Annotated in this window: 20 protein-coding genes and 1 rRNA gene; 5 read left to right on the forward strand and 16 right to left on the reverse strand. The window is 40.6% G+C overall.

Annotation, left to right across the window (positions count from 1 at the left end; all coding sequences use genetic code 11):
- From P20439_RS16300 to P20439_RS19055, 4 genes are all read left to right on the forward strand, one after another.
- Positions 1–528, forward strand: coding sequence for a LuxR C-terminal-related transcriptional regulator (locus P20439_RS16300; RefSeq protein ID WP_008114089.1), 528 nt, complete (start codon positions 1–3; stop codon positions 526–528).
- 122 nt (positions 529–650) lie between these two features.
- Positions 651–1,565 (forward strand): M14 family metallocarboxypeptidase, encoded by a 915-nt coding sequence (locus P20439_RS16305; protein ID WP_008468460.1) that lies wholly within the window; start codon positions 651–653, stop codon positions 1,563–1,565.
- Between the two features lie 35 nt (positions 1,566–1,600).
- Positions 1,601–1,843 (forward strand): hypothetical protein, encoded by a 243-nt coding sequence (locus P20439_RS19050; protein ID WP_008468461.1) that lies wholly within the window; start codon positions 1,601–1,603, stop codon positions 1,841–1,843.
- Positions 1,812–2,009, forward strand: a complete 198-nt coding sequence (locus P20439_RS19055) for a hypothetical protein (protein ID WP_008468463.1) — start codon at positions 1,812–1,814, stop codon at positions 2,007–2,009. The genes P20439_RS19050 and P20439_RS19055 overlap by 32 nt, the downstream gene beginning before the upstream one ends.
- Before the next feature lie 27 nt (positions 2,010–2,036).
- On the opposite strand, the gene ccoG is transcribed toward P20439_RS19055, so the two are convergent.
- The 10 genes from ccoG to P20439_RS16360 form a co-directional block, all read right to left on the reverse strand.
- Positions 2,037–3,419 carry a cytochrome c oxidase accessory protein CcoG gene (ccoG, locus tag P20439_RS16315; protein WP_008468465.1) on the reverse strand — a complete coding sequence of 461 codons (1,383 nt, stop codon included), beginning with the start codon at positions 3,417–3,419 and terminating at the stop codon, positions 2,037–2,039.
- 153 nt (positions 3,420–3,572) lie between these two features.
- Complete coding sequence (locus tag P20439_RS16320) at positions 3,573–4,991, reverse strand: sigma-54-dependent Fis family transcriptional regulator (protein ID WP_008114084.1); 1,419 nt, start codon at positions 4,989–4,991, stop codon at positions 3,573–3,575.
- Between the two features lie 56 nt (positions 4,992–5,047).
- Positions 5,048–6,349 carry an AarF/ABC1/UbiB kinase family protein gene (locus tag P20439_RS16325; RefSeq protein WP_008114083.1) on the reverse strand — a complete coding sequence of 434 codons (1,302 nt, stop codon included), beginning with the start codon at positions 6,347–6,349 and terminating at the stop codon, positions 5,048–5,050.
- 64 nt (positions 6,350–6,413) lie between these two features.
- On the reverse strand, positions 6,414–6,968 hold the full coding sequence (locus tag P20439_RS16330) for a DUF1439 domain-containing protein (protein WP_008114082.1): 555 nt from the start codon (positions 6,966–6,968) through the stop codon (positions 6,414–6,416).
- Between the two features lie 97 nt (positions 6,969–7,065).
- Positions 7,066–9,750, reverse strand: a complete 2,685-nt coding sequence (locus P20439_RS16335) for a DUF349 domain-containing protein (RefSeq protein WP_008468468.1) — start codon at positions 9,748–9,750, stop codon at positions 7,066–7,068.
- Positions 9,740–10,021, reverse strand: a complete 282-nt coding sequence (locus tag P20439_RS16340; protein ID WP_008114080.1) for a YeaC family protein — start codon at positions 10,019–10,021, stop codon at positions 9,740–9,742. The genes P20439_RS16335 and P20439_RS16340 overlap by 11 nt, the downstream gene beginning before the upstream one ends.
- 1 nt (position 10,022) lies before the next feature.
- On the reverse strand, positions 10,023–10,349 hold the full coding sequence (locus P20439_RS16345) for a hypothetical protein (RefSeq protein WP_008114079.1): 327 nt from the start codon (positions 10,347–10,349) through the stop codon (positions 10,023–10,025).
- Between the two features lie 123 nt (positions 10,350–10,472).
- Positions 10,473–11,975 (reverse strand): sodium:alanine symporter family protein, encoded by a 1,503-nt coding sequence (locus P20439_RS16350; protein WP_008114078.1) that lies wholly within the window; start codon positions 11,973–11,975, stop codon positions 10,473–10,475.
- Between the two features lie 361 nt (positions 11,976–12,336).
- The gene (locus P20439_RS16355; RefSeq protein WP_008114077.1) at positions 12,337–13,464 is read right to left on the reverse strand and encodes a M14-type cytosolic carboxypeptidase; all 1,128 of its coding nucleotides are present in this window, start codon (positions 13,462–13,464) and stop codon (positions 12,337–12,339) included.
- A 192-nt stretch (positions 13,465–13,656) separates the two neighbouring features.
- Complete coding sequence (locus P20439_RS16360) at positions 13,657–15,099, reverse strand: glyceraldehyde-3-phosphate dehydrogenase (protein WP_008114075.1); 1,443 nt, start codon at positions 15,097–15,099, stop codon at positions 13,657–13,659.
- Between the two features lie 172 nt (positions 15,100–15,271).
- Between P20439_RS16360 and P20439_RS16365 the strand changes: the two genes are divergently transcribed.
- Entirely contained in the window at positions 15,272–16,069 is a 798-nt protein-coding gene (locus tag P20439_RS16365; RefSeq protein ID WP_008114073.1) for a DUF2989 domain-containing protein, read from the forward strand.
- A 41-nt stretch (positions 16,070–16,110) separates the two neighbouring features.
- Here P20439_RS16365 and ihfA read toward each other — a convergent pair whose 3' ends face one another.
- The 6 genes from ihfA to rrf form a co-directional block, all read right to left on the reverse strand.
- A complete protein-coding gene (ihfA, locus tag P20439_RS16370) occupies positions 16,111–16,407 on the reverse strand; it encodes an integration host factor subunit alpha (RefSeq protein WP_008114070.1) in 297 nt (98 codons plus the stop codon).
- A gap of 2 nt (positions 16,408–16,409) precedes the next feature.
- Entirely contained in the window at positions 16,410–18,797 is a 2,388-nt protein-coding gene (gene pheT, locus P20439_RS16375; RefSeq protein WP_008468471.1) for a phenylalanine--tRNA ligase subunit beta, read from the reverse strand.
- Positions 18,798–18,812: 15 nt separating this feature from the next.
- Complete coding sequence (pheS, locus tag P20439_RS16380; protein ID WP_008468473.1) at positions 18,813–19,793, reverse strand: phenylalanine--tRNA ligase subunit alpha; 981 nt, start codon at positions 19,791–19,793, stop codon at positions 18,813–18,815.
- Between the two features lie 82 nt (positions 19,794–19,875).
- A complete protein-coding gene (gene hda, locus P20439_RS16385) occupies positions 19,876–20,586 on the reverse strand; it encodes a DnaA regulatory inactivator Hda (RefSeq protein ID WP_008114063.1) in 711 nt (236 codons plus the stop codon).
- On the reverse strand, positions 20,586–21,641 hold the full coding sequence (locus tag P20439_RS16390) for a DUF2066 domain-containing protein (RefSeq protein WP_036934517.1): 1,056 nt from the start codon (positions 21,639–21,641) through the stop codon (positions 20,586–20,588). The genes hda and P20439_RS16390 overlap by 1 nt, the downstream gene beginning before the upstream one ends.
- A 496-nt stretch (positions 21,642–22,137) precedes the next feature.
- Positions 22,138–22,252: ribosomal RNA gene (gene rrf / locus P20439_RS16395) — 5S ribosomal RNA — on the reverse strand.
- Between the last annotated feature and the right edge of the window lie 87 nt (positions 22,253–22,339).

Here is a 22,339-nt window from a genome sequence, read left to right on the forward strand (position 1 = left end):
ATGAGAGATAAAATAATCGCAGCAACGCTATTGGTGATCATGGTGTTAAATTTTTTTGACGTGATCATGGATTTAAAATTAGGGGTGCCGCAGTGGCATATTTTTACTGAGAGCTTAATTGTGATTATTTCTGGCTTGGGTGCTCTGTATTTAATTAAAGATATTAACGCGCGAACCAAAAAAATTATTAACCTTAAGCGCGAATTACACAGCTCTGTGACTCAGCTAAACAACATATCGCAGGAAATGAAAGACGCGCGCCATCAATACAGTGGTGTTATACAAACGCAGTTTTCTCAGTGGACACTCACTCGTAGCGAGCAGGAAGTAGCCATGCTATTACTCAAAGGGCTTAGCTTTAAAGAAATTAGCGCGCTAAGAAGCACTAAAGAAAAAACAGTACGCCAACAAGCTTCAGATATATATAGTAAAGCGGATGTAGAGGGCAGACATGAGTTTGCCGCATGGTTTTTAGAAGACTTTATGCAACAAAGGCACTATCCGCATTCAAGCTCAGCCATTAACTAATGCAGAGACTATCGCATATACTTGCGCGCTATTTTGGTCAGCGTTAAGCTAACGCTTTATTTTCGTCATTATGGTCTATGTGCTCTATAGCCCGCAGAGATAATTCAACGTAAAGGTTTAATATGAATAACAGTAGTTACCCAATTGGTACGCCTGGTGAGAAGTGGAACAACAATAATAAAATCCAATGGCTTGAGGCACAAAAAATTAAGCGCAGTTATCAACAAGACGTCGTCACTTTAATTGATGAACTTAAAAGCACTCTAGAAGTACAGCAATACGGTGAGCTTAATTATGCCGCAGGTAGCTACCCTTTGTACGCGTTAAAAACTGTTAATTTTGATACAAACAAAGCCACCGTTTTAATTACTGGCGGCGTACATGGCTACGAGACCAGTGGTGTTCATGGCGCTTTAAGATTCGCTAAAACACTGGCAAATCAGTATGCTGAACACTTTAATATTGTAATTACCCCCTGTATTAGCCCATGGGGTTATGAAACAATTAATCGTTGGAACCCAGATGCGAACGACCCTAATCGCTCTTTTTATGAAGGCAGCCCAGCGCAAGAATCAGCGGCAGTGATGAGCTATGTGCAATCGTTAAACACGCGTTTAATTGCTCACATCGATTTACATGAAACAACCGATTCAGATAACAGTGAATTTAGACCCGCACTTGCGGCTCGTGAAGGCAAAGTAAACACCAACTGGAACATTCCTGATGGCTTTTATTTAGTGGCTGATAGCAACAAACCTGAGCCCGCTTTTCAAAAAGCAATTATTGAACATGTTGAAAAAGTAACGCATATTGCACCTAGCGATGAAAATCAGCAATTAATTGGTGTACCACAAGCGCAATTTGGGGTAATTAATTACGCGGCCCGTGATTTAGGCCTATGCATGGGATTTTCTGAAGCAGCGTATGTGACTACCACCGAGGTGTATCCCGACAGTGCAACCGCTAACCCTGAAGAGTGCATATTAGCGCAAGTTGCTGCAATTTCTGGTGCCTTAGACTACATTATTAATAAGTGACCAATGCAGTAGATAATAAGTAAAAGGAGCGGCTATTGAAATTTGAAAATAACTACGGCAGTTATAGCTTGCGCGTTGAGGGTAATATAGTTATTGGGCAGTTTAAAGGTAACTTAAATCCTGAGTTATTAAACCATTTTAAAGCCGCTCTATTAAATACCATTGAACCGTTTAAGCATTTACCCTGGGGTTATATTAGCCACTCCCCAGAAGTGATTGCTGCTACCCCCGATGCAAGAAAAAAACATGGTAGATGTAAGCCAAACAATGGGGACTAATAACTGTTTGATCAGTGCGTTTGTTCTCACCTCTCCTATCGCTATAAGGCAATTACAGCGGATCATGCATGGCTCAGGTCGTGATGCTCATTTACAAGATTGCTTTTTTAATGATTTTCAAAGCGCCAAAGCATTTGTAACAAAGCAACTACCCTTAGCAGATTAAGATTATTAATTAGCTAAGGGTTTAAGGTTAATTTTTATAAAACTGGCTGTCTTTAGTAATAGTGATAGCGGGGTCTTCTTGCGAAGTGATCACAAAACTCAGCTTACTCACCTTGCGTGCTAAATCGTAGCCGTCTGCAGTCACCGTTACCGGCACACTTTTCATCAGCCCAGGCTCTACTAATATAGCATTTGGGCTTTGCAATGTAGCCGCCTCTAAACCGCTAATTGAAATTGAATAATGCAGCGGTTGCTGAGTTTTATTGATAATAGTGAGCGTGTAAGGATTTTCAACTAAGCCTTCGTAATTTACCCGGTACAATGCGTTTCTATCTCTAAGTACTGAGGCTTCTATAGGGGTACGTTGTAACATCCATGCAAACATAGATAAAATTAATAGCGCAGTTAACGCCCCATAGCCTACAAGTTTAAGCCTAAATGGATTGGTTTTTTGCCCTGCCATTTGCTTTTCACTGGCGTATTTAATTAAGCCTTTTTCGTAGCCAAACTTATCCATGGTGTCGTCACAAGCGTCAATACATAAACCACAGTTAATACATTCATATTGCAAGCCATTGCGAATATCAATCCCTGCAGGGCATACTTCCACACATAAGTTACAGTCTACGCAATCACCTAAATTAAGCGCTTTAGGATCAGCTTTGCGTTTACGTCGGCCGCGATTTTCACCCCGTTCGCTATCGTAAGTAACCACCAGCGTATCTTTATCAAACATCACCGATTGAAAGCGCGAATACGGACACGCCACAGTACACATTTTTTCACGTAAAAAGCCCGCATTTCCATATGTACAAAACGCAAATAAAAATACCCAAAAACTGGTGATCCCAGACCACTCTAAATTTAACATTTCGAGATACAAGGTTTTAGCGGGAATAAAATACGCTAAAAATGAGGTGGCTGTGAGCACCGAAATAACCAGCCAAGCACTGTGCTTAGTGATTTTTTTTCGCCATTTGGTAATATCCCACGGGCTCTTATCAAGCTTAATACGCTGGTTACGCGTACCCTCTATACGTTGCTCAACCCAAGAAAACATTAACATCCAAATGGTTTGTGGGCAGGTATAACCACACCATACTCTGCCAAGCCAGTTGGTAACAAAAAATAGGGCAAACGCTCCCACCATAAACAGCATGGCTAAAATCATAAAGTCTTGAGGGAGCAAGGTAAGGCCAAAAATAGTAAATTTTTGGGTGGCCACATCCAATAGAACCGCTTGCTGGCCGTTATATTGAACCCACGGAATGGCAATAAAACTCAGCATTAACAACCAGCCTAAATTGCGACGTATACGTTGAAAAAAACCTTTTTGCTCGCGTATATAAATTGGCCCCTCTTCTTTATAGGGCTTTATGATCATGTCTTCTTCTTTAATATCAAACTTCATGCTACTTACTTCATAGTGACGGGTATTAAGCAAGCATTTGCAACTTTCAGACCACACTGAAATTTAACTCAAGGCATTGATATTAAATGATTTTAAAAATAAAACCGAACTATAATATCGCGACATTTAGCGACTATCGCGATATATCGCGAATTAACTGTTGCGGCGAAGCCCGAGTTTCTGCATTTTTGAGCGTAAGGTGCTCTCTGGTAAGCCCAACTTATTTGCCGCGCCTTGTTCACCTGCAATTTTCCAATTACACAATGCTAATACGCTGCTTATATGCTGTTTTTGTACTTCATCAAGTGTAAGCGTTGGGTTTATGGCGTTATCATCGCCCGCTTTAAGCGACTGACTTAACTGTAATGTAGGGTGTTTAGATAAAATAGCTTCTCGTTCGAGTACATTTTGTAGCTCTCTAATGTTACCTGGCCAGTCATAGGCTTGTAATTGTCTAATCGCTTTTTTACTTAACCCTTGTAACTGTTTACCTAAGCGCTTATTTATTTGCGCAATTAAGTTTTGACACAAGTACGGAATGTCTTCTTTTCGCTCTTTAAGTGCAGGCACATGAATGGGAAACACATTTAAACGGTAATATAAGTCCATTCTAAACTGCCCTGCTTGTACCATTTCCCACAAGTTACGGTTGGTTGCAGCAATGATGCGAATATCGACTTTTAGGGTTTGACTACCGCCAACACGTTCAAATTCACGCTCTTGTAATACCCGTAATAACTTACTTTGGGACTCTAATGGTAGCTCTGCAATTTCATCTAAAAATAAGGTGCCTTGGTCGGCAAGTTCAAAACGCCCTTTACGACGCTCGTTCGCCCCAGTAAAAGAGCCTCGTTCGTGTCCAAACAGCTCAGACTCTAATAAACTTGGAGTAAATGCCGCACAATTAACTTTTATAAACGCCTGCTCATTGCGCTTACTTAATCTATGTAAGTTACGTGCCACCAGCTCTTTGCCAGTACCATTTTCGCCAAGAATGAGTACGGTGCTATCGGTTTCACTCACTAACTGTATTTGATCTAACATGCGTTGAAATACATCACTGCGACCAACTAGCCCAGAATCTTGCCAATCCTCGTTAAGCTCGGCAATAAGGTAATCGTTCTCATCTTTTAACTGCTCGCTTAGATGCTTTACTTGAACTAACGCTTCGTGCAACTGGGTTTGCGTTTGCTGTTGTGCTGATATATCGCGAAATACTGCCACAGCACCAATAAGCTGGTTATTTTTATAAACGGGGGTGGAAGTGTACTCAACGGCAAAGGCACTGCCGTCTTTACGCCAAAATACTTCGTTTTTTACTTCGCGGCGTTTGCCATCAAACATAGTGCAATAAATTTGGCACTCATCGGCAGGGTAAGGAGTGCCATCGGCATGGCTATGATGATGATATTGATGTATTTTTTTGCCTAATAATTCATCGGCCGTCCATCCAGTCATTCGCTCTGCGGCTGGATTTACAAATACCGCATTACCGGACAAATCAAATCCGTATATACCCTCACCTACCGCATTGAGCAATAAGGTAGGATCGTTTAAAAAGTTTTTTATCATAATACGACCTCGCGAAATATCGCGAGTATTATGCCAATTTTATCCTGCTTTAGCACTTAATAATGGCTAAATAACGACTTAATATTTATTTTGGCTTCTAAACGCGCTGCAATTAAATATAAGCCAGCTAATTTGCGATGAATAAACAATGCGTCCAAAGGGGGAGTATGCCACTGCTGCGACTGGGCGCTTAACTGCAATCCGGCATCTTTGATATTGCCAGCAAGCTCACTGTATTTAAAATCAAACTCGCCATTATAGCGAAGTGGCTCGCAAGCCATTAAAAATAAATCAATCAATCTTTCTTTATAGTCATCTTTTAAAGCGTCTTTAAAATAGCCAATAGCAGTGGCAGCATTGAGCACCCCTGCACGATCATTATTACTGCCGGCCTTAAACAAGGCTAAATAGGCATCACTGAGGGTAGCTGTAATTTCTCGGGTGGCACCAAAATCAAATAACACAATTTTTTGTGACTCTGGTTGGTAATGAAAATTAGCAAAGTTGGGGTCGGTTTGAATTAACTTAAACTCAAACATTTCTTTAAAGAACAAATTAATTAGTTGCTCCGCAACATGACTTCGCTCAGCAGCGGATAGATCACAAATGCCTTCTATAGGTTTAGCATCAACATACTCCATTGTAAGCACCTGCGCAGTGCTGTGCTCTACATACACACTAGGCACTTTAAAGTGAGGGTTAGTCGATAACAGGTTTTTGTATCGTGCTAAATACTGTGATTCTAGGGTGTAATCAGCCTCAGCTAATAACTGCGCTTTCGCTTCTTCAACTAAGGGTTTTATATCCAATTCTTTAGGTAATAATCGCGATAAAGTAAGTAAAGTGATCACATTATCCACATCGCTTACCACACTTTTAGCAATACCTGGATATTGAATTTTAACGGCTAATTGATCACCATTTTCTATATAAGCTAAATGAACCTGCCCAATTGATGCAGCTGCAAACGGTCTTAGTTCAATATGAGAAAAACGCGATAACCAGTCATCCCCCCATTGCTCTTTTAGCACGCTCACTAATTGCTTATGTGGCATTGGGTTGGCATCGGCACGTAACAAAGACAGTAACTGCGCAAGCTCGGGAGTTAATAAGTCGCCAGCATCCATTGAAAGTAACTGCCCAAGCTTCATTGCCGCACCGCGAAGGTGCGATAGCTGAGTGGCTAAGTTTTCAATATTTTTCGGCTGGAGTAATAAGCTTTTATTATCCCAGCCTTTACCACTAAGCGCACTTTTGGCACCACCTACTAACATATTTGTGGCAACACCGGTGGCTAATGAGCCTAACTTTGCAAATCGTGAAAGTCGAGAGGTGGGAACGGATCGCTCATTAGCCATAATTAACCTAATCTATTAATAATAAGGCCAACTTATACGTTTTATTGCGCTTATTGGATCTAAATTATAACCGAGGCACTAGCTTAATAGCGCCTTCGACTACTTTTAAATCTAAGGGTAAATTACTTAACAATGCCATTTTAGGGTCGTTCATATTTAACTTATAAACAGGGTTAACCGCTAAAAAGGCATTCATAACTTCCATCGCCTCATTATCTAATAACCCTAAATTGCCTTTAAAACCCCCGGCATCAATACTTGAATCGAGTAACTTAACATTACGTAAAAATACGGCTTTTTTCTCGCTGTCATAAAAAGGGGTGCCCTGTATTTGTAGCTTTAAGCGCACAGGGTACTTTAATGCAAAGGCATTAATCTCGGCGCTCGAATCAGCACCTAATAAAACATAATCACTGTTGTCGGGGCCAATATTAACGCTTAAATCATTCACATCAAATTGGACTGGTAGCCCCATCAGGCTGACTTTTTCACTTAATTTAGGTAACTCTTTATTTAGTAATGACTCAACCTCTGAATTTGTAAATGAATAAACCGAAATACCCTGAGTGCTGTTACAGGCAGTTAAAAATAATAGTGAAATAAAAACAAAAATTTTCATGCAAAACCCTATTCATTAATCGTCTTGGCAGTAAGTAGCCATAATAAAAACCGCTTTAATAGCGGTTTTTTATTTTAGTTGATAAAAGTCATTGCGCTTAGTTTACAGCAAAAATAACTTTTAACCTTGCTAGTGTGTCAGCTTTGACTGAACCTTCGCTGAGCGCTATTAATTGCTTTAAATAATAGTTTAAATCAGCGTGGTCACCACGGTGTTTGTCATCTAGCATTGCCACTTGCTCAACCATTCTCTGCGCTGAATCATGCGAACTGACGTTAGCCAGTATTTCCATACGCGTGAGCAACTGCTCGGTACTTAATGCCGTTTTTACCGCACCAGTAAACTGACTTGGCACTGGTTCATTATTCTCAAGCGCAACAAATAATGCGTTTAAGTTAGCTTGTTCGTTTTTGGCAGCTAATCCGGTTAGCTTTTCATCTATAGCTGACAACAAAGCGGATACTTTAGGCGTTAACGATTTAAATGGCATATACCCTTTAATTTTGGTTTGCAGATCCAGTAATTGGGCTTTACCTTCAACACTATTTAAAGCCGCCTCTAGCTCATTAAGTTCAGCTGTAGCCTGCTTATCTGACTCACCTTGCTCGCGTTTTTGCTGTTCAAACTCTTCGCTGCGTTTAGTAAATGTTGCATCATTAAACTCACGGAATTTTTGCCACAGTGCATTCTCAGCTTTTAAGCCTGCAAAACCTATACTCTGCCATTGTTGCTGTAACTGCTTTAACTGCTGACACGCCTCTGCTAGGTTTTCACTTTGAGATAGCTGTTGCGCCTGCTCAACAAGCTCATTTTTAAGTGCAGCATTGCCTTTGTGAAACGCATTAAGTGAAGATACAACAAGCTGTTGCTCTGCCTTGTAACGCTCGTTTAATACTCGGTATGTTTTAGGATCAACTTTACCTACGCTACGCCATGCTTTTTGTAATCGGTTATAGTGACTTTCAAATTGTTTCCAATCTAAATCAGCATCCTCTGTCGCTTGTAAGTGCAGCGAATGCATTTGCGCTATTAGTTGCTCACGCTCTACTTTAGCCGCTTCTCGCTGGCTTTCTTGTTCTGCAAAATAACTGCGACACGGTGCAAACAGAAGCTCAATTTTTTCATCAAACTCATTACCTTGCTGCTTTTCTTGCTCTGTATCAAGGCGTCCTAACTCGTTCCAACGCTTGCGAAGTACTTTAACTTGATCCGCACGCTGTTGTGGATCGTTGCAAGGCTCAACAACTAACAGTGTTACTTCTTCTAAAAGTGCAGCGCGCTTAGGAGCCGCTGCATACTTTTGCCAGTCTTTAGCATCGGCTAATTGCGCTTCTAGGTCGGCTTTTAAGTTAACCAGTGGCTGTTGATACTTTTCAGTTAAGGCATTGTATAGCTCTTCGAAGCCCTTAAATACGCCAAATGCAACATTAAAACGACCTTCTTCAATCAAGCGTTTAACATCGCGCGCTTTTCGCTTAGCTTGGCTCTGGGTTTTTTCTAGCGGCTTTGTCAGTTCGCTCATTGCGGCTAAAAACTGCTTCTTATGGCTGTTAAGCTGAGTTTTGAATGACGCTTGTAAATCAGTGCTAAGTACATTTAGGTGACTACGTGCAGTTTTAAATGTGTCATTGAACGCTGTTAACTGTTGATCGTAATCGCTAAGTTGCTCTGCAGGTTTTATTTCACTAAGCGTACTATAGGCGATTTTATACTCTTTAATAGCCGTAGTTAGCTCAGGTAACTTAGCAACTTGTGAGAATAGCTGCTCAAGCTTATTAATCACTTGTTTTGATTGCTGATCAGCCATCAGTTGCGTTTTATCTAGCGTATCTTTCGCTTGCGCTACTTTGGCATTTAGCCAATCTTGCTGAATTTGCTCTGGCGTTTCTAATCCTAACTGTAATGCATTTTCAATTTCTTCACTCAACGCTTCTAACGTGGCTAATGCTAAGACTTGGCGCTGTTGTTGCGCTAAACGTTGCTGCTCTATTTCGTGCTGCGCTTTCAATGTGGCAATGTGAACATCAAGCTTATCGGTAATTGAAATATATTTAGCATCAAGGGTTTTTACATGTTCTTCGTTTAGCCATTTTAACTCTAATGCTTGCCACTGTGCCATAAGTTCGGCGGCTTGTGGGTCAACAATAGCGTAGTCGTGTTTATCACGCAGTGCATTAAGCTTGGCTAAAATAACACGGGTAGCATTTTCAACTTGCGCTGGCATTTCAAGCGCTAAACGCTCGTTTTCAAGATGGCTTTCAAGGGCCGTTTTAGCTTCACCTTGAGCATGCTTTAACAAAGCTTTAGTTAACTGCTGTGTAATCACTAAATCAACTAACTGCTTTTGCAGCTCTTCATTGGCTTCTTTAAAGGCTTTTTCAATCAGTTTAGGGTTTGCTAGGCGTTTTAATAGCTTAACTCTCACTTGCAGTTCTTTTTCTGCAAATGCTAGTTTTTCAAGGGTTTTAACCGGTGCAAAGCGTTCAATATACTCATTTTTAATCTGTGCCGATAAGCTACTTTCACTGTTTAATACAGCAGACGAAATTTGTTGCTCAGCCACATCTTTTAATGCCTGATCTTGCTTGTAAGCTTTCCACCAAAGCGGTAAATCGTTTACTTTTTGCAGTGCTTTACGACGAATTTCAGCCGATGAGTCTTCAAGCGCTAAGGTGCTTAAAATTGTTACGTCGCGTGCTACATCAAGTTTTTCAATCGCATCTAAACGAACTTGTTGCTTCGGGTGTTTCCATTTTGGTGTAAAAAGGTGTTTAAAGATCATTTTCACTGAACCTAGCTATTTCGTTATCTGATTTAAATTCTTTTTGTAGTTGCGCTTTGGTTTTTTGGATCATTTCTCCATCTGCACCAATGGTAAACTGCTCGTTTGATTGTGCTACTTTTGCTTGATACAACATCACAAGTTGCACTGTTTGTTGTTTTTGTTCATCTGATAAAGGTGTGCCATCTGGCCACTTTCCTGTTGATGCACCATATTGCAGACGCTCAAATAATTCTGGAGTAATATTCTGTACTAGGTTGTCAATATTCATGTCATTTTTTCTTTTTCAGAGTCACTAAAATAATACGGTTAATAAGGTACCAAATACAGCCAATGCCTATGGCTGAGGTATACGCATACCACTGAAGTGTTTTTTCTTGAGGTTGTAGGAAGTACAAACAAAAGAAGCCACCTAAAAATAAGATCAGCGCTAAAAAGGAGTGGTTCATAAACATTTGCTGCTTTTTAATTCGCTGCTCACGTTGAAGTTGTTGAACTTGCTCGGCATTTAATTCAGCAACGTTACTTTGGCAATGTGGACACTGCGGATGTTTATCTGAAATTGATTTTGCACATTTGGGGCAACGAATAATCGCCATACATCTCTCTCCATACTACGCATAAAAAAAGCGCCTTTCGGCGCTTTTCATTGTACTTGTTTTATTGCTCTTTGTCTTTTTTGAATTTAACCCAATAGTTCATATTAGGTTATTAGGGTCTGTTTATTCAGCGTCTTTAGATTGCTTCTCAAGACGTTTTTCCCAGAAAGTGGCGTTTTTAATCCCTAATTTAACGGGATCAAACGTGATTTCTCCACCTTTCTTCTTCTGGTCTTCATAATCACTCAAACATGTTAAGGCCGGTTTAGCGACAAAGAAAATAGCTAATATACCCAATATGTTTATCCACGCCATTAAGCCAACGCCTATGTCGCCAATAGTCCAAATATAACCTGAGCTATTAACCATGCCGTAGGCTACCATAAACATAATGACAAGTTTTACGGCTACAAGCGGAATACTTCCTTTAAAGTAGCGGTTTAAGTACGCGATATTCGTCTCTGCAATGAAGTAGTAAGCCAGTATGGTGGTAAAAGCAAAGAAAAATAAGGCGATGCCTACAAACGCTTCCCCAAAGCCACCAAATACACTAAACAACGCCATTTGGGTGAACGCTGCTGACCCCACTTCAGTTGCTGCATCAACGTTTTGTACAATGAATTGACCCGCAGGTAATTCGCCAACAATGTTGTATTGCTGCGTTATTAAAATCATTAATGCCGTTGCTGTACATACAAAGAGTGTATCAACATAAACAGAAAAAGCTTGAACTAAACCTTGCTGTGCAGGGTGATCAACCTCTGCTGCAGCCGCTGCATGAGGGCCTGTACCTTGACCGGCCTCATTTGAGTATATTCCACGCTTAACACCCCAGCCAATTGCGGCACCAAAGCCTGCTTGAGCTGTAAATGCATCACCAATGATGAGCGAGAAAATGCCCGGTATTTTGTCTAAGTTTATAAATACCACAATTAAGGCGAGAACGATGTAACCAAGCGCCATAAATGGCACAACAATTTGGGTAAAGTTAGCGATGCGTTTTATACCACCAAAAATAATAAACGCTAAAACAATAAGAATAATAGCCAACGCAACCAGTTTAAAGCTGCCTACGTCACCAAAACTTGTAGACACCATAGTGCCATCACCAAATACTTGAGTGAATGCATTACCTACAGCGTTTGCTTGTACCCCTGGTAGGAAAACCCCACAGGCTATAATTGCCGACACAGCAAATAATACAGCCAGCCACTTTTGCCCTAAACAACGGTCAAAATAATACGCTGGGCCACCGCGGTATTGCCCGTCTTCTTCTAATTTATAAATTTGACCTAATGTTGATTCTGCGTATGCAGTGCTTGCACCTAAAAAAGCAACAACCCACATCCAAAAAATAGCACCTGGACCACCAAAACCAATTGCGGCTGCAACACCGGCAATATTACCAACCCCTACCCGGCCAGATAATGAGACAGCAAGGGCTTGAAAAGACGAGATCCCTTTCTCTGAAGTGTTAGGGCTAAATAATAGCTTACACATTTCTTTAAAATGTCTAACTTGAGCAAATCGAGTTAGCACTGAGTAAAATAAGCCTGCGCCTAGGCATAAATAGATGAGTGCATTACTCCAAACAACATCATTAACGGCGCTTACAAAAGCTTCCATGAACATCCTCACAGTTATATTTATTATTATTAATTACCATACTCTGCTATTCAGAATACCTGTCATAAGCTTTACGAAATAAGGGGTTAATCTTTTCCGTCTTTCTTATTGTTTAATTTATATTAACTTAAGTACCCAACCTTGTTAACAGTTAATTTTCAAAACAACTCACTATAGACTTGTCGATGACGTTTTACGCAGTGCAGGTTGATATAGACTATGCGGTATTAAATCTGCCGAGAAGGTGTATTGGAATGTTTTGGTGCTGTGGTGGGTAAATGAATTTTATTTTCTGGTACGGCCGGTTTAGCTTAAAATAAAAAGGGTATCAATATTATTGATACCCTTTGAAACAAACGTTTTATCTTAAGTTGTCTACAACATTAACAATGGCTGCTAACGTGTCTTGACCAAATTGATATGAACGGCGATCTGACCAGCCGTAATCTGGATCTGGTAAGTCATTATTATCTTTAAATGGCATTTCAACTGTGTAAGTAAGCGCTTTAAATTCTTCAGCGGTCGCTGATGAACCTACTGTTAAGTTAGCTTGACCTGGTTCGTCTTTATCGTAGCCATGAGTATCTTGAAACTCTGGAGTAATCGTTAAAAGCGCGGCTTTAAAGCTATCTTCTAAGCCTTTTAAGCGTGCATCATAGCTTGGTATACCTTCGCTACCGGCAACAAAGTTATATGGAATAGCTTCATCCCCGTGAATGTCTAGGTGCATGTCTAAGCCTGCTTCGCGCATTTTATTAAGCACCAAGTAAACTTCAGGGCTGTCTTCCATGCTTGGCGTTTGCCATTCACGATTTAAGTTAACCCCTTTAGCATTAGTACGTAAGTGACCACGTGCACTGCCATCTGGATTCATGTTTGGTACTACATAGAATACCGCTTTTGATAGTAAGGCTGCAGCATGTGGGTCTTCATCATCAAGTAGCTTGTGTAATAAGCCTTCTACAAACCACTCTGCCATAGTTTCACCTGGGTGTTGGCGAGCGGTAACCCAAATGACTTTTTTATCTGCACTTGGCTGGCCAATCTTAAGCACGCTCATATCACGCCCATCGAGGGTTTGACCTAGTGTTTCTAGTTGGCAAATTTCTTGGCTTTGTGCCCATGATAATAAATCTAAATGACGGTCGTAGCTATATGGAGCGAAATAGGCGAAGTAAACGCTGCTGCACTCAGGCTCAAGCTCAAATGTTAGTGTGCCATTTTCATACGAAGACGGTACACGAAACCATGTTTGACGGTCGTATGATGCAACGGCTTGGTAGTCTACCCAACCGTCTGGATATGCAGACTTATCAAGATTATTAATATTTAACTGATGTAGTTGATAAGGCGTTGTTTCAAGACGAAAGTGAAACCACTGATAAAACTCAGACTGATAATCTTTATTAATTTCTAACTGAATATTTAACGGATCGGTGGCTTCAATAACTTTAATATTACCACTGTCAAAATTGCTACTGATTTTCATTACAACAAACCTATTAGTTAACTGTGTATCTTGACCAAGGGATTTAGCCAAGAGGTAAGTACGTGTTCATGCACTTTAAACGGCTATTACTACGTACCTAATTTAATAAAGCGTACCATAACCGCTTCACTTTAAAAATCTTCAGACCTAAAAAAGCCAGCAAGTGCTGGCTTTTCTTAATTGCTCATGTGTTTATCGAGGTAAACTTGGGAATGAGACTTCTGCCATGTCGCGCATACAGCGAACTACCTGACAGCTATAACCAAACTCATTGTCGTACCATACGTAAAGTACAACACGGTTATCATCAACAATGGTTGCTTGAGAATCAACAACACCTGCGTAACGGCTACCTACTAAATCGGTAGATACAATTTCAGTTGACGCTGTGTAATCGATTTGATCACGTAGGTCTGAGTGAAGTGCTGTTTCACGTAAAAACGCATTAAGCTCTTCAACCGTCGTGCTCTTTTCAAGATTTAAGTTTAAGATAGCTAACGATACGTTTGGTGTAGGTACACGGATTGCGTTACCTGTTAGTTTACCTTCAAGCTCTGGTAATGCTTTAGATACCGCTTTTGCTGCACCTGTTTCAGTGATAACCATGTTAAGTGCCGCAGCACGACCACGACGTTCTGCTTTGTGGTAGTTATCAATTAAGTTTTGGTCATTAGTGTATGAGTGAACTGTTTCAACGTGACCATTCTTAATACCAAACTGATCGTTTAATGCTTTCAATGTTGGTGTTATTGCATTAGTTGTACAGCTTGCAGCACATACAATTTTATCTTCAGGTAAAATATCTTGGTTATTTACACCGTAAACGATATTTTTAATGTTGCCCTTAGCTGGCGCTGTTAATAATACTTTTGCAGCACCTTTAGATTCTAAGTGTTGACCAAGACCAGCTTCATCTTTCCAAATACCTGTGTTATCAACAACAAGTGCGTTTTCGATACCGTAAGCGCTGTAATCAACTTCGCTTGGCGAATTAGCGTAGATAACTTGAATGTAGCTACCGTTAGCTTTAATTGCATTGCGCTCTTTATCAATGGTAATTGAACCATTGAACGGACCATGGATAGAATCACGACGCAATAAGCTTGCACGTTTTTCCAAATCGCCGTCTTTACCACCACGCACAACAATAGCGCGTAGGTTTAGATCCGCATAAGGGCCTGATTTTTCAATTAACAAACGTGCTAATAAGCGACCGATACGACCAAAGCCGTAAAGTACTACGTCACGTGGCGCTTTAGGCTCAGAATCAACAATTTCAGCTAGCTCGTCTTTAACGAACTCTTCTACTGAACGGCCATTCGCAGCATCTGTGTATAAATAGCTGTATGCTAATTTACCAATATCGATACGGGCAGAATTTAATTCCATTTTGCTAATAGCTTCTAAGAATGGGAAGCTTTCACGTAGGCGAAGTTTAGTTCCTTCAAACTGAGCTACTGATTTGTGAGACTTAATAATATCTATAGTGCTTGAGTTTACTAATGGACGGCCGTAAACAGCGATTTCAATACCACGATTACGGTACAATTTACCAATAATTGGTTGCATGCTTTCAGCGTAATCTTGACGTTCTTGCCAGCTACTTGTGTATTCTAACTCGTGAGATGAGGTCATTTTTTTTACCTAATTAAACAATTTTGAACGGATAGCCTAAGAATGTATCGAATTTTGAGAGCAACACATTCCTTCGGGCAGGCCTATTCTAATTTAATCTCATTTTATTCTCCACTGTTAGAGACTAAAGTTTAGGCTAGAATAATACTTTATTGATGATTGAGAGGCTCGGATGGCTTTTAAGCGCATAACCCTCACTTTTGCATTGTTGTTTGCAGGGTGCGAAGAATCTTTTATCGTTGAAGATGTTTGTGCGCAATCACCCGCCATGTGCAATGATCTTAACCACGATAGCCACTGTAAGGCACAGCGAGAGCGTACTATTTTTTCTCGCTACCGCGAATCCTTACAACCAACCGATGAGCACAAGTATCAATTACTCAAAGCGTTTGAGCACTACAACCAATGTATCGGCTTAGCTGCTAATATTCAGCATATAAAGCTAAAAGGTAAAACCACCGCCCGTCGACGAGCGTATCTCACTAGTAATAAAGAAATGGCACGTATTTATCAGCAAACACAAGCAACCACTCACCCTGGCCTACTCTATTACCATTGGTCAAGAAACAATGATGAAACAGCACTCACCCGGTTACTTGCTCTAGAAAATACTGCTGAGGTTGAAACGAGTGCTGAAATGCAATTTTACTTGGCGTCTTATTATATTAAAGTTGATGAGCACAAAGCGATTGGTTTTTTATACAACACACTGGCGTTAAATCAAGCTAAGCAAGTACCTGATCCAGAAATATACACCTCTTTAATTAGCCTTTTTTACAAGCATCATCAATATAAGCACGCGTACATTTTTGCCAAAATAGCAGAGCTCTCTGGGATAAAAAATATCGACATATTATTAATTGAGCAGCAGTTAATAGCACAAGGAAAGAATTTAGAGAGTTTAGATAGGTTAGCCGAGCAGACTTTGCAGCAAATAGATCAAGGAAAGTTTATTTCCCCCCGGAAATAATACAACAGATACAAAAAAGGCAGCTTGCGCTGCCTTTTTGTTTATTTTTTGCTTGTGCCTACTTCGACACGGGTCTTTAACTTTTGTCCCGGTCTAAAAGTAACTACGCGACGTGCTGAAATTGGAATGTCTTCTCCCGTTTTCGGATTACGTCCCGGTCTTTCTTTCTTATCTCGAAGATCAAAGTTACCAAATCCAGAGAGCTTAATCTGCTCGCCTTTTTCAAGCGCTGAGCGGATTTCTTCAAAAAACGCTTCAACTAAATCTTTGGCATCTTTTTTATTGATCCCGAGCTTTTCAAATAGGTGTTCAGCTATGTCGGCTTTAGTAAGCGCCATATCTAGTCCCTCAACGATGCATTAAACTGTTCGGCCAGTGCGGCCACCACGTTATCAACTACCTGATTGATATCTTTCTCTTCGAGTGTTCTATCAACCGCCTGCAGTGTTAGAGCAATCGCCAAACTCTTATAATTTGGCTCAATACCTTTGCCCTTATACACATCGAATAAGTTTAGGTCAACCAATTGATTTCCGCCAACTTTTCCGATGACGTTTAAAATATCACCAATTTTAACGCTGTCTTGTACTAAAATAGCGATGTCGCGGCGATTTGATGGGAATTTAGACACCCCTACAGCTTGAGGTAAATTTCTTTTTTCTAATGCCGACATTTCAATTTCAAACACAAAAGTAGCATTGTTGATATCTAACGATTTTTGCGCTTGAGGATGTAATGCGCCAAAGAAACCTACTTTTTTACCATCAACATAAATAACGGCAGACTGACCCGGGTGAAGACCATCCGATTGCTCAGCTTTAATTTCAAAGCGGCTAACATCGTTGGTAATTGCAAGTAATGCTTCAACATCCCCTTTTAGGTCATAAAAGTCGACATTGCGTTTTTCTTCAACCCAATGCTCACCATGTACCAAACCAGTAATAACGCCACCAATAACAGGCACTTGGTAAACGCCATTTTCTGCGCTTTCATCGCTGATAAATTTAAGGCCATGTTCAAATAAGCGAATACGAGGTTGTTGGCGGTTTTGGTTATACGCAACAGATGAAAGCAGCCCAGGCATTAAACTTACACGCATCGCTGACATTTCAATTGAAATTGGGTGCGGTAATACCAGTGCATTACACTCAGGGTGTAAAATAGCTTGCGCTTTAGGGTCAACAAAGCTGTAAGTAATGGCTTCTTGATAGCCACGTGTTACTAGCGCATTTCGAAAACGGCTCAGGGCAACAGTTGATTCATCATGCGTGGTCATTTTAAGTTTTGCTGTCGGTGCAACATTAGGAATGCTGTTATAACCGTACACTCGTGCAACTTCTTCAATTAAATCTTCTTCGATACGAATATCAAAACGGTAGCTTGGCACATCAGCGCTCCAGCTATCATTGTCAAATTTAACATCAAGTCCTAAACGCGTCAGAATATCGGTTACTTTCGCATCTTCAATATGATGACCAATAACGCGGTCTAAACGTGACCGACGTAAACGTACTTCAGTTACTTTAGGTAACTTATCAGCAGCCACAGCTTCAACAACAGGGCCCGCTTCACCACCAACAATTTCAAGTAGTAACGCTGTAGCGCGCTCCATTGCGTCATGTTGTAGCGCAAAGTCTACGCCACGCTCATAGCGATGAGATGCATCGGTATGTAAGCCGTAGCTACGTGCTTGACCAGCAATAGCCACAGGGTTAAAGAATGCGCTTTCTAACAGAATATCAGCTGTTTTGTCAGTAACGCCAGATTGCTCACCACCAAAAATACCAGCAATAGCTAGCGCTTTATGATGATCGGCAATCACTAATGTCGATTCATTTAACTTTGCAGTGTTACCATCAAGTAAAACTAATTCTTCACCTGCGTTTGCACTACGTACTTTAATTCCACCCTCAATCGCATTTAAATCAAATGCATGCATTGGGTGACCAAGTTCTAATAATACAAAGTTAGTCACATCAACAACCGGATCGATTGAACGCACACCACTACGGCGTAGCTTTTCAACCATCCATAAAGGAGTTTCAGCATTAAGGTTAATGCCTTTGATAACACGCCCTAAATAACGAGGACAAGCCTCATCGTTAACCAACTCGATTGATACTTTATCTTCAATTGTCGGTGCTACCGCTGGAATACTTAATGTATTAACATCAATGCTGTTCAGTACGCCGACTTCGCGGGCAAGCCCTTTAATACCTAAACAGTCACCACGGTTAGGGGTTAAATCTACATCTATGATGTTGTCATCTAACCCTAAGTATTCGCGTAAATCTGTGCCAATAGGCGCGTCAAGCGGCAATTCCATAATGCCATCGCCTTCTTCGCTAATGCCTAGCTCATCAAACGCACACAACATGCCGTGTGATGGTTGACCACGAAGTTTGGCCTTTTTAATTTTAAAATCACCTGGTAATACTGCACCAACAGTGGCAACAGCAACTTTAATACCTTGGCGGCAATTTGGTGCACCACAAACAATATCAAGCAGTTCATCACCACCAACATTAATTTTTGTTACACGTAGTTTATCTGCATCAGGGTGCTGGCCGCATTCAATCACTTCACCTACAACAACACCATTAAATTTGGCTGCTGCCGGCTCTACGCCATCTACTTCTAAACCAGCCATTGAAAGCTGTTCCGAAAGAGCTTGCGTATCAATTGCAGGATTTACCCACTCTCTTAACCACTTTTCACTAAATTTCATTTTATTTCTTCACTCTTAACGGAACTGGTTTAGGAATTTTAAGTCGTTTTCAAAAAACGCACGTAAATCATTTACGCCGTAACGCAACATAGTTAAGCGCTCTACACCCATACCAAAAGCAAAACCGGTGTATTTTTCAGGATCGATACCAACAGACTTAAGTACGTTAGGGTGAACCATGCCGCAGCCTAATACTTCTAACCATTTACCGTCTTTACCCATTACATCTACTTCAGCTGAAGGCTCTGTAAATGGGAAGAATGAAGGACGGAAACGAATTTCCATATCTTCTTCAAAAAAGTTACGTAAAAAGTCATGTAAAATACCTTTGAGCTCAGTAAAGCTAACGTCCGTATCAACCATTAAACCTTCCACCTGATGGAACATAGGTGTATGTGTTTGGTCGTAGTCATTACGGTATACACGCCCTGGTGAAATTATACGAAGCGGCGGCTGCTCTGTTTCCATGGTACGAATTTGCACACCACTAGTTTGAGTACGCAACACCAACTTAGGATTAAAGTAAAAAGTATCGTGGTCGGCGCGAGCAGGATGGTGCTCAGGAATATTTAGCGCATCAAAGTTATGAAAATCATCTTCAACTTCAGGGCCTGATTTAACTTCAAAGCCTAGTTCACCAAAAAAGCTTTCAATACGCTCAATTGTACGTGTTACTGGGTGAAGGCCACCAGAGGGCATAACGCGCCCTGGTAAAGTTACATCGATAGTTTCAGCAGCTAGTTTTTCTTCAAGTGCTTTACTCGCTAAAAGCTCACGCTTATCATTAATTGCGCTTTGCACATCTTGCTTAGCTTGATTGATTACCTGGCCTGCTTCTTTGCGTTCTTCAGGAGCAATTTTACCCAGTGTTTTAAGTAAGCTGGTGATCTCGCCTTTTTTACCAAGGTAGTTAACCCTGATCTCTTCTAGTTGCGCGATTTCACTGGCACTGGCAACTGCCTCAAGTGCTTGCGCTAATATATTTTCTAAGTTCATTCGATACCTGATCTTTCAAAGAAGGTGATTACAATTTAGTTAGCTAATGATAACTGAAAGCAGGGTCTAGATTCTAGACCTACTACAGCTTTAGCGTTGATTTTATGAAAGGAATAGTTAATTTTCGCTGTGCAGCCATAGATGCATGATCTAATTTGTCCAATACATCCAATAAAGCGCGCATATCACGACTTAAACGGGTTAATAAAAACCGCGCACATTCGTCGCTAAGTTCAAGTCCACGCATGTTCGCACGTTTAACCAGCGCTTGTGCTTTATCATCATCACTCATAGAACGAATTTGAAAAGTGGTACCCCACTTCAAACGCGATTCTAAATCGGGCAAGCTAATATTAAGCATATTTGGCAGTAAATCAGCGGTTACTACCAACATTTTATTAGGCTCATTAAAGCGATTAAAAAAGTTAAATAACGCTTTTTCCCATGCATCATTACCTGCCACTAGGTGAACATCATCAATACATAATACATCTAGCGCCTCAAGTCCATCTAAAACCATCGGGCCAAAATGTAGAACTTCTCGCATTGATAGCAGCATATTAGATAAGCCGCGCTCTTGGGCTTGAATACAGGTGGCGTATAACAAATGGGATTTACCTGAGTCTCCTAAGCCACACAAATAAGTATACTGAAAAGCATGAGTAAGCTTAGCAAAACTATCTTTTAGATGGCTTACCTCTAATGAGTCTTCTCCACCAAAATAAGAGGCAAATGTTTCATCATCCGGTAAAGTAACCGGTAGCGCCATTTGCATTGGCTCTTGAGTTAGCATTAGTTTTCAACCCATTGATACTCTAGGCTTTGCTTATCAACTATGTGATAAAAAGCACGAGGGTCAACATAATCTTTAAAGGCATTATCAAGACCAAGGGCTTTTTTAAGGTCGTTAACAGTGCCGGTATGATCTAGCTTAAATTCAACCGAATCGGGAGTTTTACGTATGATAACCGCTTGGGTTACAACACTTAGGTTGAGTAGACGGCGCTTTGCCAATTCTATATCCACAAAGGTATCAGTCCCTTTTAAGGTCAAATTAGCAGTACGCTGTTCATAATACGCATTAGGATCGATGGCGTATTCGCCAGCTAAACCTTGTGCTAAATCATCAAGCATTTGCGCAACAATTTGCTGTCTATAGCCAATAATTCGGTTAGATTCAAACATTTCATCATTGGTGAAGCGCCAATCTAATACCCAATTATCGGAGTTAAATTCTTGATACATCCTAGCAGTAATACTTCGCTCAGCACTGTAGCGTTTAGATGCCTCTTCTACTGGTTCTGAAAAGTTCCCCCAAACCTCAGGGACTCCAACAAGGCGTCTATCTTGTAAATCCAGCAAAGGCACAACCACAGGTAAGCCACGACGGCTTGCTTTATCATAAATGAGTTGCTCTAACTGTGGGTAACTTTCTTGCGTTACTAGTTCTCGTTGCCTGTTATCTTCAATCCCTAACCAGATAGCAACTAGTGGGCGCTGTACTCCCCATAGTGGCAAATTAAGATCTTTAATTAACGCATTGATCTTTCGAGCCTCAAATTTGACTAATAATTTAAGCTCTCCGGGGATACGTTCATCGTATTCAAATTTTAACATGTAATCAGATATGTCTTTGGTGCGCTGCTTCGCTAGCTGATTTTCGTCCGCGCTTTTATCACCGCTCACTTTTACTAATACGTTCAGCAACGCTTTGCGGCTAGCATCTAAACGTGTATCACGAGATTTATCTTCTACAACCAAAATATCTTGATATAGATCAGTTACTTCAACTGCTGATACAGAAACACAAAAGAAAATGGATAAGGCGCTAATTAATAATCTATACACAGGCAAATCATTCATGGTTTTAAACTGTTTTGATCCTAAATCAAAGCCACTAACAAAGCAAAATTATATTTTTCTCAGTTACTAACACCATTAAGCTCGCTTTAATGATCATAAAAAACCTAAAAGCAAATACCGGCTAATTGGAATCGGTGTACGACTTCGTAGCGACAGCGCAGTAGAATGTCGTGGGCTCGATTCTGGTCAATTCTCTTCCTTTAACCCAATACCTTTCACCTCGAACCTTCTTTTACTTTATTCCAGACGTAAAGAAGCCCGGCTCTTTCGAATCGGGCTTGCTTGTATTTGGAGTCGGTGCGCTACTACATAGCGACAACGCAGTAGAATGTCGTAGTGCCCACAGCGCTAGAGAGTACATTATCAATGCAGAGAATAGGCTTTCTTTCTCTTTAACCTAATACCTTTAACCTTTGTTTTTCACTTTCCTACAGACGTAAAAAAGCCCAACTCTTTCGAGTCGGGCTTTCTTGTATTTGGAGCCTGGTAATGTCCTACTTTCACATAACAAATGCTACACTATCATCGGCGCTGTTTCGTTTCACTACTGAGTTCGGCATGGGGTCAGGTGGGTCCAAAACGCTATTGTCACCAAGCAAATTTGATGTCAGTTCGTATTACTACGCACTAACTAAAATTTGGAATTTCTGATAATAAAAGTTTTCAGTAATCTACTTTAATTA

The sequence above is a fragment of the Pseudoalteromonas sp. BSi20439 genome (genome assembly GCF_000241165.1).
Taxonomy (GTDB): Bacteria; Pseudomonadota; Gammaproteobacteria; order Enterobacterales; family Alteromonadaceae; genus Pseudoalteromonas.

Bases quoted from the DNA above. Each gene is read 5' to 3' on its own strand.
- P20439_RS16300 (WP_008114089.1), top strand. From the start codon at position 1: ATGAGAGATAAAATAATCGCAGCAACGCTATTGGTGATCATGGTGTTA.
- P20439_RS16305 (WP_008468460.1), top strand. From the start codon at position 651: ATGAATAACAGTAGTTACCCAATTGGTACGCCTGGTGAGAAGTGGAAC.
- P20439_RS19055 (WP_008468463.1), top strand. From the start codon at position 1,812: ATGGTAGATGTAAGCCAAACAATGGGGACTAATAACTGTTTGATCAGT.
- ccoG (WP_008468465.1), bottom strand. From the start codon at position 3,419: ATGAAGTTTGATATTAAAGAAGAAGACATGATCATAAAGCCCTATAAA.
- P20439_RS16320 (WP_008114084.1), bottom strand. From the start codon at position 4,991: ATGATAAAAAACTTTTTAAACGATCCTACCTTATTGCTCAATGCGGTA.
- P20439_RS16325 (WP_008114083.1), bottom strand. From the start codon at position 6,349: ATGGCTAATGAGCGATCCGTTCCCACCTCTCGACTTTCACGATTTGCA.
- P20439_RS16330 (WP_008114082.1), bottom strand. From the start codon at position 6,968: ATGAAAATTTTTGTTTTTATTTCACTATTATTTTTAACTGCCTGTAAC.
- P20439_RS16335 (WP_008468468.1), bottom strand. From the start codon at position 9,750: ATGATCTTTAAACACCTTTTTACACCAAAATGGAAACACCCGAAGCAA.
- P20439_RS16340 (WP_008114080.1), bottom strand. From the start codon at position 10,021: ATGAATATTGACAACCTAGTACAGAATATTACTCCAGAATTATTTGAG.
- P20439_RS16345 (WP_008114079.1), bottom strand. From the start codon at position 10,349: ATGGCGATTATTCGTTGCCCCAAATGTGCAAAATCAATTTCAGATAAA.
- P20439_RS16350 (WP_008114078.1), bottom strand. From the start codon at position 11,975: ATGGAAGCTTTTGTAAGCGCCGTTAATGATGTTGTTTGGAGTAATGCA.
- P20439_RS16355 (WP_008114077.1), bottom strand. From the start codon at position 13,464: ATGAAAATCAGTAGCAATTTTGACAGTGGTAATATTAAAGTTATTGAA.
- P20439_RS16360 (WP_008114075.1), bottom strand. From the start codon at position 15,099: ATGACCTCATCTCACGAGTTAGAATACACAAGTAGCTGGCAAGAACGT.
- P20439_RS16365 (WP_008114073.1), top strand. From the start codon at position 15,272: ATGGCTTTTAAGCGCATAACCCTCACTTTTGCATTGTTGTTTGCAGGG.
- ihfA (WP_008114070.1), bottom strand. From the start codon at position 16,407: ATGGCGCTTACTAAAGCCGACATAGCTGAACACCTATTTGAAAAGCTC.
- pheT (WP_008468471.1), bottom strand. From the start codon at position 18,797: ATGAAATTTAGTGAAAAGTGGTTAAGAGAGTGGGTAAATCCTGCAATT.
- pheS (WP_008468473.1), bottom strand. From the start codon at position 19,793: ATGAACTTAGAAAATATATTAGCGCAAGCACTTGAGGCAGTTGCCAGT.
- hda (WP_008114063.1), bottom strand. From the start codon at position 20,586: ATGCTAACTCAAGAGCCAATGCAAATGGCGCTACCGGTTACTTTACCG.